General features: G+C 68.3%; 17 protein-coding genes. 10 read left to right on the forward strand and 7 right to left on the reverse strand.

Features of this window, described 5'->3' with window-relative positions:
• Positions 1-92 precede the first annotated feature (92 nt).
• From J3S89_RS05815 to J3S89_RS05825, 3 genes are read left to right on the forward strand one after another with little or no spacing between them, the layout of a single operon-like run.
• A complete protein-coding gene (locus J3S89_RS05815) occupies positions 93-1,088 on the forward strand; it encodes a flagellar motor protein MotA (RefSeq protein WP_217926526.1) in 996 nt (331 codons plus the stop codon).
• The gene (locus J3S89_RS05820; RefSeq protein WP_420801352.1) at positions 1,085-2,116 is read left to right on the forward strand and encodes a peptidoglycan -binding protein; all 1,032 of its coding nucleotides are present in this window, start codon (positions 1,085-1,087) and stop codon (positions 2,114-2,116) included. Before J3S89_RS05815 ends, J3S89_RS05820 begins: the two co-directional genes overlap by 4 nt.
• A 24-nt stretch (positions 2,117-2,140) precedes the next feature.
• Entirely contained in the window at positions 2,141-2,722 is a 582-nt protein-coding gene (locus J3S89_RS05825; protein ID WP_217926527.1) for a GNAT family N-acetyltransferase, read from the forward strand.
• A 180-nt stretch (positions 2,723-2,902) separates the two neighbouring features.
• On the opposite strand, the gene J3S89_RS05830 is transcribed toward J3S89_RS05825, so the two are convergent.
• Entirely contained in the window at positions 2,903-3,172 is a 270-nt protein-coding gene (locus J3S89_RS05830; protein WP_217926528.1) for a hypothetical protein, read from the reverse strand.
• A gap of 672 nt (positions 3,173-3,844) precedes the next feature.
• On the opposite strand from J3S89_RS05830, the gene rcdA reads away from it, so the two are divergent.
• Complete coding sequence (rcdA, locus tag J3S89_RS05835) at positions 3,845-4,384, forward strand: protease adaptor protein RcdA (protein ID WP_217926529.1); 540 nt, start codon at positions 3,845-3,847, stop codon at positions 4,382-4,384.
• 127 nt (positions 4,385-4,511) lie between these two features.
• On the opposite strand, the gene rpmE is transcribed toward rcdA, so the two are convergent.
• Positions 4,512-4,733, reverse strand: coding sequence for a 50S ribosomal protein L31 (rpmE, locus tag J3S89_RS05840; RefSeq protein WP_217926530.1), 222 nt, complete (start codon positions 4,731-4,733; stop codon positions 4,512-4,514).
• 340 nt (positions 4,734-5,073) lie between these two features.
• Here rpmE and J3S89_RS05845 point away from each other — a divergent pair, with 340 nt between their 5' ends.
• On the forward strand, positions 5,074-6,888 hold the full coding sequence (locus J3S89_RS05845) for an ABC transporter transmembrane domain-containing protein (RefSeq protein WP_230489252.1): 1,815 nt from the start codon (positions 5,074-5,076) through the stop codon (positions 6,886-6,888).
• A 90-nt stretch (positions 6,889-6,978) separates the two neighbouring features.
• On the opposite strand, the gene J3S89_RS05850 is transcribed toward J3S89_RS05845, so the two are convergent.
• The 5 genes from J3S89_RS05850 to J3S89_RS05870 form a co-directional block, all read right to left on the reverse strand.
• A complete protein-coding gene (locus tag J3S89_RS05850) occupies positions 6,979-8,172 on the reverse strand; it encodes a TadE/TadG family type IV pilus assembly protein (RefSeq protein ID WP_217926531.1) in 1,194 nt (397 codons plus the stop codon).
• Between the two features lie 199 nt (positions 8,173-8,371).
• A complete protein-coding gene (gene lysA, locus J3S89_RS05855; protein ID WP_217926532.1) occupies positions 8,372-9,664 on the reverse strand; it encodes a diaminopimelate decarboxylase in 1,293 nt (430 codons plus the stop codon).
• Positions 9,665-10,015: 351 nt separating this feature from the next.
• Positions 10,016-11,683, reverse strand: a complete 1,668-nt coding sequence (ettA, locus tag J3S89_RS05860; RefSeq protein WP_217926533.1) for an energy-dependent translational throttle protein EttA — start codon at positions 11,681-11,683, stop codon at positions 10,016-10,018.
• 129 nt (positions 11,684-11,812) lie between these two features.
• Positions 11,813-12,445, reverse strand: coding sequence for a hypothetical protein (locus tag J3S89_RS05865; protein ID WP_217926534.1), 633 nt, complete (start codon positions 12,443-12,445; stop codon positions 11,813-11,815).
• 55 nt (positions 12,446-12,500) lie between these two features.
• The gene (locus J3S89_RS05870; protein WP_217926535.1) at positions 12,501-13,043 is read right to left on the reverse strand and encodes a hypothetical protein; all 543 of its coding nucleotides are present in this window, start codon (positions 13,041-13,043) and stop codon (positions 12,501-12,503) included.
• Between the two features lie 247 nt (positions 13,044-13,290).
• On the opposite strand from J3S89_RS05870, the gene J3S89_RS05875 reads away from it, so the two are divergent.
• The 5 genes from J3S89_RS05875 (at position 13,291) to J3S89_RS05895 (ending at position 19,034) form a co-directional block, all read left to right on the forward strand.
• Positions 13,291-14,100 (forward strand): class II glutamine amidotransferase, encoded by an 810-nt coding sequence (locus J3S89_RS05875; protein ID WP_217926536.1) that lies wholly within the window; start codon positions 13,291-13,293, stop codon positions 14,098-14,100.
• Between the two features lie 135 nt (positions 14,101-14,235).
• Entirely contained in the window at positions 14,236-15,396 is a 1,161-nt protein-coding gene (gene ppk2 / locus J3S89_RS05880; RefSeq protein WP_230489251.1) for a polyphosphate kinase 2, read from the forward strand.
• A gap of 104 nt (positions 15,397-15,500) precedes the next feature.
• Entirely contained in the window at positions 15,501-16,115 is a 615-nt protein-coding gene (locus J3S89_RS05885) for an HAD family hydrolase (protein WP_217926537.1), read from the forward strand.
• A gap of 94 nt (positions 16,116-16,209) precedes the next feature.
• Positions 16,210-18,027 carry a cation:proton antiporter domain-containing protein gene (locus J3S89_RS05890; protein WP_230489250.1) on the forward strand — a complete coding sequence of 606 codons (1,818 nt, stop codon included), beginning with the start codon at positions 16,210-16,212 and terminating at the stop codon, positions 18,025-18,027.
• A 107-nt stretch (positions 18,028-18,134) separates the two neighbouring features.
• The gene (locus J3S89_RS05895; protein ID WP_217926538.1) at positions 18,135-19,034 is read left to right on the forward strand and encodes a PfkB family carbohydrate kinase; all 900 of its coding nucleotides are present in this window, start codon (positions 18,135-18,137) and stop codon (positions 19,032-19,034) included.
• The last annotated feature ends 64 nt before the right edge of the window (positions 19,035-19,098 follow it).

Consider the following 19,098-nt stretch of genomic DNA (forward strand, 5'->3'; position numbering starts at 1 on the left):
CTCGCGGATGTCATGGCCGTGACGCAGGCTGCGTGCTTGTGTCGATCCCCGTCGCCGGTCATGCTGGCGACGGAACCGACGAGAGGTCTGGAATGGCTCGCGATCTGGAACACGAACGTCTCTCCAGTCCTCAGGTCTACCTGTGGCGGATGGTGATCTTCCTGGTGATCGCGGGCTTCGTCGGGGTGATCCTGCAGCGTCAGGCGATCACGGCGTTCCACGCCAATCCCGGCCTCAACGGCTTCATTCTCTTCGTCGCCGCCCTCGGCATTCTCCTGGCGATGCGTCAGGTGGTCCGGCTCTTCCCCGAGGTGCGCTGGGTCAACGCCTTCCGGCGCGGCGACATCGACACCTCGACGCTCGCCCGCCCGCGCCTGCTCGGGCCGATGGCCGCGCTGATCGGCGATCGCGGAACCACCGGGCTCACCCCGGCGGTCAACCGCTCGATCCTCGATTCGATCGGCATGCGCCTCGACGAGACCCGCGAGATCACCCGCTACATCGCCGGCACCCTGGTCTTCCTCGGCCTGCTCGGCACCTTCACCGGCCTCTCCGAGACGGTCTCCTCGGTCGGCGACACGCTGAAGACGCTGAACGCCGGGGCGAGTGATCTCGGCGTCGTCTTCGAGGACCTCAAGAGCGGCCTCGCCAGGCCGCTCGCCGGCATGGGCATCGCCTTCTCGTCCTCGCTGTTCGGCCTCGCCGGCTCGCTGGTGATCGGCTTCCTCGACCTCCAGGCCGGCGCCGCGCAGAACCGCTTCTACAACGAACTCGAGGATTGGCTCGCCGCCGAGACCGATCTCGAGGTCGCGAGCCCCGCCGCCGGTGGCGCCACCGAGAGCCTGCGCGCCTCGATCGATCGCCTCGCCCGCGCCGCCCAGGACGGCGGCGGCGGCCGCAACACCGCGGCCGCTCTGGTCGATCTCTCCGAATCCTTGCGCGAGCTGGTCGGGCAGGTCCGCTCCGAACAGGCGCAGATGCGCACCCTGATCGACAGCCAGTCCGACGAGGCCCGCGCCACCCGCGCCGCGCTCGAGCGCATCGCCGACGGCCTCGCCCCCCGCTCCCGCGAGACCGACGAGAGGTGACGATGCGCTCCGCCCGCCGTCGTTACACGCCCTTCGACTATTGGCCCGGCTTCGTCGACGCGCTGTCGACTCTGGTGCTGGTGATCGTCTTCCTCTTGTCGGTGTTCATGCTCGCGCAGTTCTTCCTGTCGCGCGAGATTTCCGGCAAGGACAACGCCCTCGTCAAACTGCAGAAGCAGATCGCGCAATTGACCGAGCTCCTGTCGCTCGAGCGCGGCGGTCGCGCCGAACTCGACGGCGAGGCCTCGCGTCTGCGCGCCGGCCTCGCCGAGGCGACCGCCGAGCGCGACCAGCTCCAGTCGCGTCTGACCGCGCTGCAACAGGGCGCGGTCGCCGGGGCCGACGCCCGCGCCGGCGCCGACGTCGCTCTCGACGCCGAAAAGCGCCTCTCCGCCCAGGCCCTCGCCCAGATCGAACTGCTCAACCAGCAGATCTCGGCCCTGCGCCGCCAGATCGCCGCGCTCGAGCAGGCCCTCGACGCCAGCGAGAACCGCGACAAGGAGAGCCAGACCAAGATCGCCGATCTCGGCAAGCGCCTGAACGTCGCGCTCGCCCAGCGCGTCCAGGAACTCCAGCAATATCGCTCGGACTTCTTCGGCCGCCTGCGCGAGATCCTCGGCAACCGCCCCGACATCCGCGTCGTCGGCGACCGCTTCGTGTTCCAGTCGGAGGTTCTGTTCCCGGTCGGCTCCGATGCCTTCGACGAGCAGGGCAAGGCCGCGCTCGACCGGCTCGCCGGGGCCGTGCGCGATCTCGAGCGCGAGATCCCCCCCGACGTGCCCTGGACGCTGCGCATCGACGGCCACACCGACGATCGGCCGATCGCCGCCGGCGGCCGCTTCGCCTCCAACTGGGAATTGTCGGCCGCCCGCGCCATCGCCGTGGTGCGCCGTCTGGTCGAGGACGGCGTCTCGCCGAAGCACCTGGTCGCCGCCGCCTTCGGCGAGTTCCAGCCGCTCGAGGACGGCAAGACCGAGGAGGTCTATGCTCGCAATCGCCGGATCGAGATCCGCCTGACCGATCGCTGACCCCGCGCCTCCTCGGAGCCGATCATGAGCGATGCCCCCGCCTCCGCCCCGCCGATCCGCTACCCGCCCGGCATCGCCGGCAAGCGCCGCAAACCGTGGCTGAGGAAACAGGACCGCCTGCGCCGGACCTTGCGCGAGATCGTCGCCTACGTCCCTGCCCATGGCGCCGAGGTGGTCGACCTCTGGGTCGCCTCCTGGGCGCGCACCCTGCCCGAGATCGATTTCGAGGCACGCCGCCCCTGGATCGCCGATCGCCTCGCCGCGGCCGGAGACAAGGGCGTCGCCGTGCGGGTGGCCTTCTCCGAGGTCGGCGAGGCGATGGGCTTCGTGATGATCGATCCCGCGACCGGCTGGCTCGATCAGATCGCCGTCCACCCCGCGTTCTGGGGCGCCGGCATCGCCGAGGCCCTGATCGATGCCGCCCGCCGGATCTCGCCCGCCCGCATCGGCCTCGACGTCAACGCCGACAATCCCCGCGCCGTCGCCTTCTATCGCCGGCAGGGCTTCGCGGTCACCGGCGAGGGCCGCAATCCCCGCTCCGGCCTGCCGACCCTGGTGCTCGAATGGCGCCCGGTTGGGGCCGTCGCGCCTTCCCCCGGTCCATGAACGAAGACCCCCTGGCGAGGGTTCGCCGCCCTCTGAACGAAGAACGCCGGGCGAAGGTTCGCCCCCCTCTGAACGATGAACGCCGGGCGAAGGTTCGCCCGGCGTCGGTCGTCACGAATCCGGCGGCGAGCCTCGCAGCCGACGCCTCGCGTCGGGAGAGTCCTTCGCCGAGAAGAAGGATCAGGCGCAGCGCTTGAAGAGGTCGTCCAGCGCCTGCAGGCGGCTGTTCATCGACTCGTTCATCGCGTGAGCGACCGGAATGGCGGCGATGCCGATGCGCTTGCCGGTCACCAGCGAGACCGAGATCTCGCCGCCCGCGCCGTCGACGGCGACGGACTTCACGGTCGGCAGATCGGAAACCATGGCGGCGATGAGATCGGTCATCTCGCAGACCGAGAGCCGAGCCTTTCCGAGGAGTTCGTTCGGGTTGACGCGTTGGCCGGCGATCATGATGGTTGCCCTCGGGTTGTTCTCCGGATCTTCCCTTCGAAGATCCGTCTGTTTGTCTTCGAATTGTACCGATCGAGTATTGCGCGGAGCTTAAGGTCATGGCGCGCCGCTCTACTCGTCCACGTCACGACATCGACTTGGTTAACCCGTCCCTCGACCGGCCGCCACCGGCGAGGAAGGCCCGAGCCGTCGCTTCGCGGCCGCTTCCTCGCAACGACTCGTGACTTTTTTGCGACCGCGAAGACGGCCCTCGCGAATATCCCCGCCGCCGCCGTCTCCGCTCTCGATCCCGTCGAGGGACGAATCGTCGAAGCGCCGGCGCCCCCTGTCCCGAGACGGTGCAAAACGCCTGAGAATAGCCACGATTTCACCGTCGATTAAGGTTTCCGAACGATCATCGTGGGGTCCGGTCATCCGGATTTCGAGTGGTTCGCCACTCGGCTCGTTGCCTCCCATGAGACTTGCGCGAGAGCCGCGCGACCCGCGGCTCTCGATTTTTCGAGACGGCCGCGCTCCGGCGCCGGAATGCGCCCCGGCGTTAACCCTGTCTTCGAAAAGTAGAGGGAAGTCCGAGGTTCGGCTGCGGTTCTGGCATCGCGGCTGCTATGCCGGAAGGATCGAAGATCGGTGTCCCACGCGGAGACCGTCGGCGACGCGACGAGGAGATGGGTGATGAACCGGGACGTTCCGACCGATCGAGGCCCCGAAGGCGGCGAGACCGTCGACTTCGCGACGCGCTTTGCCGGCTCCGAGACCTTCCGCGCGCTGTTCCGTGAGGGCATGGCGCTGGTCGAGGAGACCGCCTCCTATCTCGACGGCCCCGGCCGCAGCGAGAGCCGTGGCCTGTCGCGCGCGGCGTCCCTGATCTACGCGACCGAATCCATGCGCCTGACCACCCGCCTGATGCAGCTCGCCTCCTGGCTCCTGCTCCAGCGCGCCGTCAACGAAGGCGAGATGACCCAGGAACAGGCCGGCCTCGAGAAGGCCAAGGTCCGCATCGAGAGCGACCGCCCCGAGCGCACCGGCCCCGGCTGGGACGAGGTGCCGGAGACGCTGCGCGATCTCGTCGACCGCTCGCGCCGCCTCCAGGAACGCATCCGCAAGCTCGACGATGCCATCTATACCGCCGAGGAGCCGCAAGCCCGCGAGGCCGTTCCCAATCCCGTCGCCGACCAGCTCGGCCTCCTCGCCCGCGCCTTCGAGGCCGACTGAGCCCCCGGCGGCGCGACGCCCCCTCCGTCGCATGATCGGGGCGCAGCTCCCACCCCGTCGCAAGGACGTGAAAAAACCCCGGCCTCTCGACCGGGGTTCCTCATGTCGTCGACGTCGTTCGGGTCGATCAGAGACCGAAGCCCTTGAACTTGTCCTTGAAGCGCGAGATGCGGCCGGCGCGGTCGAGCATCGTCTGCGAGCCGCCGGTCCAGGCCGGATGCGAGCTCGGGTCGATGTCGAGGTTCAGCGTGTCGCCTTCCTTGCCCCAGGTCGAGCGCGTGAAATACTCGGTGCCGTTGGTCATCACCACCTTGATGGTGTGATAGTCGGGATGGATGCCCTGCTTCATCGTGACTGCCCCACTCTGGTGACCCACCTCGCAGGACGCGCATCGTCGATGCGGAGCGAGAGCGATCACGTGATCGTGTCCAAAGAGATCGCAACGAAGACGAGGCCGCGTCGGCGCATGCGACGTAGCCGTCTCGTCGGTTCGGGCGCGTACATAGCTCAATTGAACGAGGGGAACAAGGGCGAGTGGCGCCCCGTCACGCGCTTTCCCGCCGCGTTCGCCGCGGGCTTGGGCCGAAATCACGGTGTCGGGACTTGATCCGACGCTTCGAAGAGTTCAAGGAAAACCCTTCCCGCGCTCCGAGCCGACTTCGGGCGCCCTCGACGAGGACCCTGAGACAGTGGCGAGATCCGCGAACACCACCGATGCCTCCGGCCGGCCCGCTCAGCGCCGTTCCGTCCGCCCCCTCAAGGCCCTCTTCCCCCTCGTGGCGCATCATCGCGGTCATGCTTTCGCCGCCCTCGCCGCCCTGATCGCCGCCGCCGGTGTCACGCTGGCCCTGCCGCTCGCGGTCCGGCGGATGATCGACCACGGCTTCTCCGCCGCCGACAGCGCCTTCATCGATCGCTATTTCGCGGTCCTGATGGTGCTCGCCGGTGCCCTCGCCCTCGCCTCCGCCACTCGCTACTATCTCGTCACCTGGCTCGGCGAGCGCATCGTCTCCGACCTGCGCCGCCAGGTCTTCGCGCACGTGACCCGGCTCTCGGCCGATTTCTACGACCGCTCGCTCTCCGGCGAGATCGTCTCGCGCCTGACCGCCGACGCCACCCAGATCAAGGCCGCCGTCGGCGCCTCCGCCTCGATCGCGCTGCGCAATCTCTTCCTCTTCCTCGGCGCCGTGACGATGATGGTCGTCACCAGCCCGCGCCTGTCGGCCTATGTGCTGCTCGCCATTCCCTTCATCGTGCTGCCGTTGGTCGCCTTCGGCCGCAAGGTCCGCGCCCGCTCGCGCCTCGCCCAGGACACGCTCGCCGGCGCCGCCGCCTTCGCCTCCGAGAGCATCGGCGGCATCCGCGCGCTCCAGGCCTTCGGCAACGAGGGCGCCGCCGTCTCCCATTTCGGCGCCGCCGTCGAGCGCGCCTTCGAGGCGGCCCGCTCCTCGACCAAGGCGCGCGCCTTTCTGACCGCCGTCGCCATCTTCATGGTGTTCGGCTCTGTGGTGGCGGTGTTGTGGACGGGGGCCCGCGACGTGCTCGACGGGCGCCTGACCCCCGGCACGCTGTCGCAATTCGTGCTCTATTCGGTCTTCGCCGCCGGTGCTCTCGGCGAACTCTCCCAGGTCTGGGGCGAGATCTCCCAGGCCGCCGGCGCGGCCGAGCGCCTCTCCGAGCTCCTCGCCGAGACCCCCACCATCGCCGCCCCGGCGAACCCGGTCGCCCTGCCGACGCCGCCGCGCGGCGAGGTCCGCTTCGAGGCGGTCCGCTTCGCCTATCCCGGCGCGCCCGATCGCGGCGTCCTCGACGGCGTCGACCTCACCGTCACGCCGGGCGAGAAGGTCGCCCTTGTCGGCCCCTCCGGCGCCGGCAAGTCGACGCTCTTCCATCTGCTGCTGCGCTATTACGATCCCGCCTCCGGCCGCGTGCTCGTCGACGGCGTCGACGTCAAGACCGCCGATCCGACGCTGGTGCGCGATCGCATCGCCATCGTTCCCCAGGACACGGTGATCTTCGCCGACACGATCATGGAGAACATCCGCTACGGCCGCCGCGACGCCACCGACGCCGAGGTGATCGAGGCCGCCCGGACCGCGCTCGTCGACGAATTCGTCGCGAAGCTCGCCGAGGGCTGGGCGACGCAGGTCGGCGAACGCGGCGTCACGCTCTCCGGCGGTCAACGCCAGCGCATCGCCATCGCCCGCGCCGTGCTCCGCGCCGCGCCGATCCTCCTCCTCGACGAGGCCACCAGCGCCCTCGATGCCGAGAGCGAGGCCTTCGTCCACACCGCGCTCGAGCGCCTGATGGTCGGCCGCACCACTCTGGTGATCGCCCACCGCCTCGCCACCGTGCTCGAATGCGATCGCATCCTCGTGCTCGACGACGGCCGCATCGTCGAGGAAGGCACCCACGAGCGCCTCGTCGCCGAGGACGGCCTCTACGCCCGTCTCGCCCGTCTCCAGTTCCAGGGCGGCGCAGGAACCGAAGCGCCGGCGGCGTGAGATCCTCGCTCTTCGCCGAGCCGAAAGAAGACGGGGCCCGACGAGGGCCCCTTTTTTTCGTCTCCGCGCGCCGCGTGGCGACGCCCGCGATCAACGCTTCAGATAGATGCTCGACGTGCCGACCGATCCGCTCGCCGCCGAGATCGGCTTGTCGCTCGACGCCAGCGTCCAGTTGACGGTGTTCATGATGAGCGTGTTGAGCACCATGGTCAGCTTGTTGGACGAGACGCTGGCGCCCGAGTTGAGGGTCAGGTTGCGGCTCGGCAGATACATCAGCCCTTCCATGTTGGCGCCGTTGGTCGCGTTCATCGTGAAGGAGGTCTTCGCGAGGTTCGACGCCTCGTACCACAGGAGATTGGCGTAGGTGCCCGTCGTCGGCGCGGTCAGATTGAGCTTCACCGTGCCGTTGAACTGGATGTAGGACGTGTCGGCGAAATAGAAGGTCACGCCGGTGCCGTTCCAGGTGCCACCGTTGACGTTGACGCCGCCGCCCTTGAAGACGTAGACGCCGGGCTGGAAATTGACCGTCGGGGCGTTGTTGAGGTTCTGCCAGCCGCAATAGACGCCCGGATAGGCCGTGATCGTGCCGCCGTTGACGTTCTGATTGGAATAGGTGCAAGTCGCCGAGGCCGGCACCGGCAGCGTCCCGGCGAAGGGATCGGCCGCCGTGGTGCAGCTCTTGGCGAGCGAGGCATGGCTGCCGCCGTTGTCGAGCACCTGCGAGCCCGCCACGCAGGTCTTCTTGGTGGAGAAGACCGTGCCGGCGTTGAAGGTCGCGGCGGGATTGCCGGTCGACTTGACGTCCACCTGGCAATCGGGCGCCGACAGATTGGCGCCGCTGTTGAGCAGCAGCCCCGGCGTCGCGGTCGTGCTCAGGAGCAGGATACAGACCTTGTTGGCCGTCACCGGCTTCACCGCCGTCGCCGTCACCTGCAGCGCCAGCGCGTCGACCGAGAAGAGCCCCGCGACCGAGGTCGCCAGCGACGCCGCCGCCGTGCCCTTGTAGTTGCCGTCGGCGTCGTAGCCGAAGGATTTGGAGGTGACGTTCACGCTCGTGTCGAGCGCGCCGGTGAAGGTCTTGTCGGCCACCGTCGTCCACGACGTCGTGCCGTCCTTGGCGCCGGCGAGCACCGCCGCGTCCATCGCCGCCTGCATCTCGGCGCGGGCGCTCGAGGCGCGGGAGAAGTCGATCGCCATGCCGATGCCCATCATCATCGGCAGGGCCGCCAGGGCCACGATCACCACGATCTGCCCGCCGCGATCGGCGAGGAAACGGTCGAACAAAGTCTTCGATCCGACCCGCCGACCGATACCGCAGAGAGAGGTGCGGCGTTTTCTATCGAAGATGGGCATGCCCCGACTCCACTGTCATACGATCTTCGATATGGCAGCAAAGTTTGAAGGGGCTGTTAGCAGCTTCGGTAAATGATCCTTATTCGCAATCTCGGACTCGATCGGGTTCCCCGGCGTCGCACGCTCGGATTCATCGCGTCACCCAGGCCGGCATCGCCTCCCAGCCGAGCTGCTCCTCGAGGCTCACCCGGCGCCGCACGACCGCGAAACGTCCCGCATCCACGAGCACTTCCGGCACCAGAGCGCGGGCGTTGTAGGTGCCGGCCATGGTCGCGCCATAGGCGCCCGCCGTCGCCAGGACCACCAGATCGCCGGCCGAGAGCGGCGGAAGTGCCCGCCGCTTGGCGAACGTGTCGGAGGATTCGCAGATCGGCCCGACCACGTCGTAGGCGAGGTATTCGATATCCGATTCCGGCAGCTTCACCGGCACGATGTCGTGGTGGCTGTCGTACATCGCCGGGCGCATCAGATCGTTCATGCCGGCATCGACCACCGCGAAGCGGATCTCGCCGCCGTCCTTGACGAATTCGACCCGGGTGACCAGCACGCCCGCATCCGCCACGATCGACCGCCCCGGCTCGACCGCGAGCGCGCAACCGAGATCGCCGACCGTCTCGCGGATCGTCGCGGCGATTTCCGAAGGCGTCGGCGCCAGCTCGTTCTGATAGGGAATGCCGAAACCGCCGCCGAGGTCGAGCCGCTCGATCGTGTGGCCGCGCTCGCGCAAGCCCCGCACCAGACCCGCCATGCGGCGGTAGGCCTCCGCGAAGGGCTTGGTCGCCAGGATCTGCGAGCCGATGTGCACCGCGAGCCCGACCAGCCGGATGTTGCCCATCGCCTTCAGCTCGTTGTCGAGCCGGCCGAGCCGATCGGCGTCGACGCCGAACTTGTTGTCGCGCTTGCCGGTGGTGATCTTGGCGTGGGTATCGGCATCGACGTCCGGATTGACCCGCAGCGCCACGTCCGCGACCAGCCCGAGTTCGCCGGCGATCCGATCGATCCGCCACAGTTCCTCGTAGGATTCGGCGTTGATCTGATGGATCCCCGCCTTCAGCGCCTGGGCGATCTCGGCATCGGTCTTGCCGACGCCCGAAAAGACCACCCGCGCGGCCGGAATGCCCCCGGCGAGCGCCCGGGTGAGTTCGCCGCCCGAGACGATGTCGGCGCCGGCGCCCTCCGCGGCCAGGATCGACACCACCGCGACGTTGGCGCAGGCCTTCATCGCGTAATGGACGGAGACGCCGAGCGGCGCCAGCGCCTCGGCGAGCCCGCGATAATTCTCGCGCACACGCTGCGTCGAATAGAGATAGAACGGCGTGCCGACCGCCGCCGCGACCTCGGAGACCTTCACGCCTTCGAGCGCCAGTTCGCCGTCGAGAACGGACCAACAGGAGGCGGGCAAGCGGCGGGTGAGATCGGTCATGACGGGGTCCGTGGAGAACGGGGGGATCGGGACCCGGCGGCGTAGCATGTTTCGCGGGCGGACGGGAGATCGAAGACGCCCGAATTCGCGGCCGAACCATCGGCGTGCACCGCGGCCCGCCCCCCTCGCCTCGCGCAGAGGCACGAGCAATGCCTCAATTTTACTCGGATCGAGGGTATTGCGGACTCGTTCCCGGCGGAAACGTCATGGTAACATTGCAATCACTGCGGATGATACCGCCGTCGGACACGTCGTCCGACGGACACCATTGTCAGTAGGTCTTTTCAGCGAAGAACCGGCGAGAGCGATCTCGCCGGTTCTTTTTCTTCGGTTCCGCGATGTCCGCGTCCGTCACCGCGTCAGCGGCTTGTACTTGATGCGATGCGGCTCGACCGCCTGGGCGCCGAGACGGCGCACCTTGTCGGCCTCGTAGTCCTGGAAGTTGCCCTCGAACCACTCGACGTGGCTGTCGCCCTCGAAGGCCAGGATGTGGGTGGCGAGACGGTCGAGGAACCAGCGGTCATGCGAGATGACCACGGCGCAGCCGGCGTAGTCCTCGAGCGCCTCTTCCAGCGCGCGCAGGGTCTCGACGTCGAGATCGTTGGTCGGTTCATCGAGGAGCAGCAGGTTGGCGCCGGTCTTCAGCATCTTGGCGAGGTGGACGCGATTGCGCTCACCGCCCGAGAGCATGCCGACCTTCTTCTGCTGGTCGCCGCCCTTGAAGTTGAAGGTCGAGCAATAGGCGCGGGAGTTGATCTCGCGCTTGCCCAGATAGATCACGTCGTTGCCGCCGGAGATCTCCTCCCACACGGTCTTCTTCGGATCGAGCGCGTCGCGCGACTGGTCGACGTAGCCGAGTTTGACGCTCTCGCCGACGGTGATCGTGCCGCCGTCGGGCTTCTCCTGCCCGGTCAACATGCGGAACAGCGTCGTCTTGCCGGCGCCGTTGGGACCGATCACGCCGACGATGCCGCCCGGCGGCAGCTTGAAGGTGAGGTCGTCGATCAACAGGCGGTCGCCGTAGCCCTTCGACAGATGCTCGAAGTCGACCACGTTGTTGCCGAGCCGCTCGGCGACGGGAATGATGATCTGGGCGGTGGTGACCTGCTTCTCGGCCGCCTTCTGCACCAGCTCCTCGTAGCGCTGGATACGCGCCTTGGACTTGGCCTGACGCGCCTTCGGCGAGGCCGAGATCCACTCCTGCTCGCGGGCGAGCGAGCGCTGGCGGCCCTCCTCGTCGCGGCCTTCCTGGATCATCCGCTTCTGCTTCTGGCCGAGCCAGGCGGAATAGTTGCCCTCGTAGGGAATGCCGCGGCCGCGATCGAGCTCGAGGATCCACGAGGTGACGTTGTCGAGGAAGTAGCGATCATGGGTGACGATCAGCACGGCACCCTTGTAGTCGCGCAGATGGCTTTCCAGCCACGCCACCGATTCCGCGTCGAGATGGTTGGTCGGCTCGTCGAGCAGCAGCAGGTCGGGCGCCGAGAGCAGCAGCCGGCACAGCGCCACCCGGCGGCGCTCGCCGCCCGACAGCGCGGTGACGTCGGCATCCGCCGGCGGACAGCGCAGCGCGTCCATCGCCATCTCCACCTGACTGTCGAGATCCCAAAGGCCCTGGTGATCGATCTGATCCTGGAGCGTGGTCATCTCTTCCATCAGCTCGTCGGAATAGTCTTCCGCCAGCTGCATCGAGATCTCGTTGAAGCGGTCGACCAGCCCCTTCTTGGCGGCGACGCCCTCCATGACGTTCTCGACGACCGACTTCGCCGGATCGAGCTGCGGCTCCTGTTCGAGATAGCCGACGGTCGCGCCCTGCGCCACCCAGGCCTCGCCGGTGAACTCCTTGTCGAGCCCGGCCATGATCTTCAGGAGCGTCGACTTGCCCGAGCCGTTGACGCCGAGCACGCCGATCTTGGCGTCCGGGAAGAACTGGAGGTGGATGTTGTCGAGGACCTTCTTGCCCCCGGGATAGGCCTTCGACAGGCCGTGCATGTAATAGATGTACTGATAGGACGCCATGTGGAGTTCGCCGCTCGCCGTCTGGAATGGGGGACCACGGCCGGCGTTCGCGTCTTCCGCGCCGCTCCCCGTGTCGATCCAGGTCCTTCTACCGTCCGAACCGTCGGCGAGCAATGAAATCCCGCCGTTTCACCGGCCGAGAACCGCGAGCCGCTCCTTGCCGTCCATGAGGACGAGGTGGTTCACGCGTCCGACGTCGAGATCGAGCCGCAGCGTCTCCTCGCCCACCGTGTATTCGACCACCGCCGTCCCGCTCTCGCCCCCGACCGCCAGGATCTCGAGCCGGTCCGGAGGCAGCGTGACGAGATCGCCAGCCCCCCATTTGGCGCGCAGGTGGACCGGAACCGGCAGATGGTTGACGACCGCGACGAAGCCCGGCGCCACCACCGGATCGCGCAGGCGGCGGAACCGGAAGGTGCCGGGCGCCGCGCCGTCTCTGCCGTTCGGGACGATCTCGACCAGCACCGGCCGGGCCGCGGCGTCGCCGAAGAAACACTCCGGACAGACCTGACGGACGATCGTCGCCGGCACCGCGGCGGGATCGATGACGGTCATCGGCGCCCCCACCGCGACATGTCCGGGAAAACCGAGGATGCGTTCGCCGCCGTCGCGGCGGGGCACCAGCACCTGCAGGTCGGCCCCGAAGTTCGGCGTCAATCGGCCGGCTCGGCCGGACATCTCATGGGACAGGGTCTGCGCGAGGGCCTCGCCCCCGAACAGGGCCACGACGAACCAAGTCGAGAGGAAAACAGAACGCCGCATGCGGATCTCCCCCGATGTCGCGCGCCACCGGGCCGAGGCGCGCCCGCAGCCCTCGCTAGATCCCCTTGGGCGCTTCGCCTTCTCCGGCCGGTCGCGCCGGCTTTCCTTCGTCCGGATTCTGATTGAGCCGCCCCAGCATGTAGCCCACGATCGTGCCGAACAGGCCGAAGGCGGGCGCGATCTGCTCGTTGGTGAAGCCGGCGACGATCAGCACCAGCGACGAGACGACGATCACCACGATGATCAGCGAGCGCAGCAACTGGTCCTTCGAACCACCCCTGGTCGCCGTCGTCATGATCAGGATGACGGCGAGGCCGAAGGCGCACACGACCAGAACCAGACCGGCGGAGAGCAACGCCTTGAAACGCTCGACCTCGGGGTCGACGGTCGGCACCGGCATCCAGGCCTTCGCCGCCTCGCGGCGTTCGGCCTCCTGATCGGTGATCGCGCGGCGCGCGGCGCCGAGATCGGTGGCCGGCGGCGCCGACTGGGCGACGGCGGCGCCCGAAGGGGCGAACGGGAGCCGCCCGGCATGCGGCACCGACGATGCCGTCAGACACGCGAAGACGAGTACGGCGAGAATCCAGAGGCGTCGCATGCGGGGCCTCCATCGTCGATCCCGGAGGATGGGGAGAGAGGAGAACAATCTACAAGAAACAACTTTAGGATGCAATCACCGCCGATCGTACGGCGGCGCACCATGAAACCGCCGCAAAGAGATTCCATTTGCGCAAGGCGGCTCATCGTCGACGGGAATTTTCTCGTGGTTACTGTTTCGTAAACATCTGGTTCTCCATACTCTCCTTTCGACGCAATCCATCGGGCCAGCGAGGGCCACCCGTTCCATGTGTCGTATTCTCGCCTATACCGGCAGCCCGATCCTCCTCGAGGATCTGGTCTGTCGCCCCGAGCACTCCCTGGTGCATCAGGCGCTCTCCGCCCACGAGGGCAAGACGCCGACCAACGGCGACGGCTTCGGCATCGGCTGGTACGGGGAACGCCCCGTGCCCGGCTGTTACCGCGAGACCCTGCCGGCGTGGTCGGACGAGAACCTGCGATCGATCTGCGCCCAGGTGCGCTCGCCGCTGTTCTTCGCCCATGTCCGCGCCTCCACCGAGGCCGCCGTCGCCCGCGTCAATTGCCATCCCTTCGTCCACGGCAAGTGGATGTTCATGCACAACGGCCAGATCGGTGGTCACAAGAAGATCCGCCGTGGCGTCGAGGCGCTGATCCCCGACGCGCTCTACGAGCGCCGGGTCGGGTCCACCGATTCGGAGGCCTTCTTCCTCGCCGCCTTCGCGCAAGGGCTCGACACCGACCCGGTCGGCGCGGTCGCCCGCACCATCCACCACGTCCTCGATCTGCAGAAGGCCGCCGGCATCACCGAGGCCTTCCGCTTCGCCGCCTGCCTCACCGACGGCGAACGGCTCTGGGCCTTCCGCTGGTCGTCCGACCCGTTTCCGCCGACCCTCTATCTCTCGACCCGCGACGACGGCGCCATCGTCGTGTCCGAGCCGATCGACGAGGCCTGCGACAGTTGGGTCTCCGTGCCCAAATGCGGCTACGTCACGCTGACGCGCGGCCGCGCTCCGGAATTCGGCAGTCTCGATCGCGTCATCTGTGACTGCGATTGTCACGACGCGCGACTGGGTTGATCCGGCGCAATGTCTTCGTGACCACTGCGACCTATCGTAGCGGCAGGCGAAGAGTCGGCCGAACCGACGACGACGCGACGGTTCCCCGCGATCCGCCGTATCGTTCGCGCACCGAAACCCGAAACGAGGGGCCGCATGACCACCGCGATCGATACTGGCGATACCGAAGGCTCCGAGACCGCACCCAAGCAGGTCCCCTCTCCCCGATCCCGTCGCAGACCCGCCGCGTCGAGCCGCCCCCCCGCCGAGACGACCGCACCGCCCCCCGCCTCGCCCGAGCCCCCGGCTCCGCCGGTCCACGTCTCCGAGGCCCCGTCCGCCGAGGTCATCCCTCTCCCCGCGCCGGCCGAGCCCACCGCGACCGAGCCCGCGCCCGCCGCCCCGGCCGGGATCGAGAAGCGCGACGGCGGCGAGACCCGTCACATCCTCGCCGAGATGCGCCGCGACCCGGAAGCCATCGCCCATGTCTTCGAGAGCGGCGAATACCCCTACAAGACCAAGATGCGCGCCAAGACCTACGAGGCGCACAAGCTCGAGCTCCAGCGCGAGTTGCTGAAGCTCCAGCGTTGGGTCGAGGAGACCGGCGAGCGCGTCGTGATGCTGTTCGAGGGGCGCGACGCCGCCGGCAAGGGCGGCACCATCAAGCGCTTCACCGAGCACCTGAACCCGCGCACCGCCCGCGTCGTCGCCCTCCAGAAGCCGACCGAGCGCGAACGCACCCAGTGGTACTTCCAGCGCTACATCACCCATCTGCCGGCCGCCGGCGAGATCGTGATGTTCGACCGATCCTGGTACAACCGCGCCGGCGTCGAGCGCGTCATGGGCTTCTGCAGCCCGACCGAATATCTCGAGTTCATGCGTCAGGCGCCCGAATTCGAACGCATGCTGACCCGCTCCGGCATCCGCCTCTACAAATATTGGTTCTCGGTCACCCGCGAGGAACAGAAGCGCCGCTTCGACAGCCGCGAGCACGATCCGCTCAAGCAGTGGAAACTGTCGCCGATCGACCGCGCCTCGCTCGACAAGTGGGATGACTACACCGAGGCCAAGGAGGCGATGTTCTTCTACACCGACACCGCCGACGCGCCCTGGCACATCGTCAAGTCGAACGACAAGATGCGCGCCCGCCTCGAGTGCATGCAGCATTTCCTGCAGACCATGCCCTATCCCAACAAGGACTACGGCATCGTCACCGGGCCGGACCCGCTCATCGTCGGCTCGACCGAGCACGTCATCGGCCGCGACAACAAGATGCTGGTGAAGGCGCTCCACCCCGACCTGAAGCGCGGACGCTGAGCCGTCCCGCGATCGTCATGGACATGCGGCATCGTCCGCCCGGCCGTGAGCCACCCGCTCGCGGCCGCGTCCTTTCCCCCACCCCGTCACCTCGAGGATCCTTCATGACCGCGGTCACCAACGTCGTCTTCGACATCGGCAACGTGCTGATCCGCTGGGATCCGAAGCTCCTCTATTCCCGCCTCTTCCCCGACCCGGCGCTGCGCGACTGGTTCCTGAGCGAGGTCTGCAGCCCCGATTGGAACCTCGAGATGGATCGCGGCCGTTCCTTCGCCGAGGGCATCGCCGAGGGCATCGCCCGGCACCCCGAATGGGCGACCGAGATCCGCGCCTGGGATCTCCGCTGGCACGAGATGGTCCCCGGCGCGATCGAGGGAAGCGTCGCCCTGCTCGAGGCCCTGCGCGCCGCCGGTGTCGCGACCTGGGCGATCACCAATTTCTCCTCCGAGAAATTCGCCGAATGCCTGGAGCGCTTCCCCTTCCTCGGCGGCTTTCGAGACACCGTCGTCTCCGCTCACGAGAAGCTGGTGAAGCCGGATCCGGCGATCTACCGCGTCCTGCTCGAACGCAACCGGCTCGATCCGGCGACCTGCCTCTTCGTCGACGACAATCCCGACAACGTCCTCGGCGCGAGGGCCGTCGGCATGAAGGCGGTCGCCTTCACCTCGCCGGAGCGTTTCGCCGACGATCTCGCCACGCACGGCCTCACCGTCGCCTGAGCAGGGTCGCGGTTGCGGCCTACCCTCCCCACCTGCCATGGTCCAGTCTGCACGGGAGTATTGCAGTGCGAGATTCGAAGGGGTCGATAGAGTCATGGCCGGAGCGGCGATCGAACTGACGGTGATGAAGGATGCGTTGGTGGTGCTCGGCACCGCCGGCGTCGTCGTGCCGTTGATGCATCGCCTCAAGGTCGGCTCGGTGCTCGGCTTTCTCCTCGCCGGCGCGGTGCTCGGGCCGCACGGCCTCGCCCGTTTCGCCGACGTCGTGCCGCCCCTCGGCTGGATCACCATAGAGAAGCGCGGCGAGATCGCCGGGATCGCCGATTTCGGCGTCGTCTTCCTGCTCTTCGTGATCGGGCTCGAGCTCTCTCTCGCCCGCCTCTCCGCCCTGAAACGTCTGGTCTTCGGCCTCGGCGGTCTCCAGGTGGTGCTCTCCGCGATGCTGCTCGGCGCGCTCGCGCTGCGCCTCGGCCAGCCCCCGGCCGCCGCCCTCGTCCTCGGCTCCTGTCTCGCGCTCTCCTCGACCGCGGTGGTGATCGAGGTTCTCGCCGAACAGAAGCGCCTCGCCTCGATCACCGGCCGCACCGCCTTCGCGGTGTTGCTGTTCCAGGATCTGGCGGTGGTGCCGATCCTCATCATGGTCGAGCAGCTCGGCGGCGGCGGTTCCGGTCATTCGGTCTGGCTCGATCTCGGCGTCGCCCTGTCGAAGGGCGTCCTCGCCGTCGCCGCCATCGTGGTGATCGGCCGGCTGGCGCTGAAGCCGCTCTTCCGCGTCGTCGCCGAGACCCGATCGGTCGAGCTCTTCATGGCGACGATCCTCTTCGTCGCGGTCGGCACCGGCGTCGTCACCGCGCTGGTCGGCATGTCGATGGCGCTCGGCGCCTTCGTCGCCGGCCTGCTGCTCGCCGAGACCGAATACCGCCGCGCCATCGAGACCATGATCGAGCCCTTCAAGGGCCTGTTGCTCGGCGTCTTCTTCTTCTCGGTCGGCATGACCGTCGATCTCGACTTCCTCGCCGCCCACCCGATCCTGATCGCTGCCGGCGCCGTGACGCTGGTGCTCGTCAAGGGCCTCGTCACCGGCCTCGGCGCCCGCGTCTTCGGCATCGACCGGGCGCACGCCCTGAAGACCGCGCTGCTGATCGGCCCGGGCGGCGAATTCGCCTTCATCGTCGTCGGCCTCGCCGAGTCGCTGAAGGTGGTCGATGCGGAGACCGCCACCTTCGTGGTCGCGGTGGTCGGCCTCTCCATGGCCGCGATCCCCTTCTTCGACACCGCCGGCAAGCGCGTGTCGCAGGAGATCGTTCGCCGCTCGCCGCCCGACCCCGTCGCCCTCGTCACCCCGCCGGAGGATCACGCCGCCCGCGCCGTGGTGGTCGGCTTCGGCCGCGTCGGCCGCCTCGTCGCCGATCTCTTCGACGAGCATCGCATCTCCTGGATCGCCGCCGACCTCGACACCGCCAACGTCGCCGAGGGGCGCCGCGCCGGCCGGCCGGTCTATTTCGGCGACGTCACCAATCCGCTCTTCCTCCGCAGCTGCGGCGTCGCCGACGCCGAGGCCGTGGTCGTCACCGTCGACAGCCCGACCGCCGTCGATTCCATCGTCGACGCGGTGCGCGCGGAACGCCCCACCGTGCCGCTGGTTGTCCGCGCCCGAGACGCCGGCCACGCCCGCCGTCTCTACAAGAAGGGCGTCACCGACGCCGTCCCCGAGACCATCGAGGCGAGTCTCCAGCTCTCGGAAGCCGCGCTGGTCGGCCTCGGCATCGCCATGGGACCGATCATCGCCTCGATCCACGAGAAGCGCGACGTCTTCCGCCGCGAGCTCTCCGAGGCCGCCGAAGCCTCCACCCAGGCCTCGCCGCTGGCGCGCAAACCGGCGCTGCGCACCCGCCGCCGCGACCCCGCCTGATCCGTCGGAGGACTTACGCAAGGCTCCCGACGGGAGAGAATGACTCTCGAAATCGTAATCGCCGCCGTGCTAGAAATTTCTTGCTGAATTGGGAGTGAGATTTCGACATGCCGACCGTTCTCGTCGCCGGCGCCGCCGTGCAGGACTTCATCTACCGCTTCGACGCGGCGCCCGCGCGCGGCACCAAGGGTCGCGCCAAGGACTTCATCTCGATCGGCGGCGGTTCCGGTGCCAATGCCGCGGTCGCGGTGGTCCGTCTCGGCGGCAAGGGCCAGGTTCTCGCGCCGCTCGGCGACGATCTGATCGGCGAGATGATCATCCGCGGCCTGCACGCCGAGGGCGTCGACACCTCCAAGATGCTGCGCATTCCCGGCCGTGAATCCCCGGTCTGTTCCTCGATCGTCGACGGCGACGGCGAACGCACCATTCTGACCTGGCATCCGCCCCAGGTCGCGCCGCCCGAGATCGACGACCCCGACGCCCTCGTCGCCGACGTCGACGCGGTGATGACCGACGACCGCTATCCCTCGATCGCCGTGCCCCTGCTCGAGGCCGCCAAGAAGCGCGGCATTCCCGGCGTGCTCGACGGCGACCGCGCCGAGGGCGATGCGCCGCAGATGATCCGTGCCGCCTCGCACGTCGTCTTCGGCACCCCGGGCCTGCGCGGCTCCTCCGGCCTCTCCGACCCGACCAAGGGCCTCTTGGCCATGCGCAAGGTCACCGACGCCTTCATCGCCGTGACGCTCGGTTCCGGCGGCGTGCTCTGGCTCGACGGCGAGCGGGTCCGCCGCCTCCAGTCCTTCCCGGTCCATGCGGTCGACACGCTCGGCGCCGGCGACACCTTCCACGGCGCCTTCGCCCTCGCGCTCGCCGAGAAGATGCCCGAACCCGAGGCGCTGCGCTTCGCCTCCGCCGTCGCCGCGATCAAGTGCTCGCGCTTCGGCGGCCGCGCCGGCGTGCCGACCCGCGCCGAGGTCGAGGAATTCCTCGCCGCCCATCCCGCGTGATCGAAACGACGATCGCGAAAGGAAGATGGGCGCGAAAGGAAGACGGGGGCCGACGGCCCCCGTT

It is taken from the genome of Pinisolibacter aquiterrae (assembly GCF_019160155.1).
GTDB lineage: Bacteria > Pseudomonadota > Alphaproteobacteria > Rhizobiales > Ancalomicrobiaceae > Pinisolibacter > Pinisolibacter aquiterrae.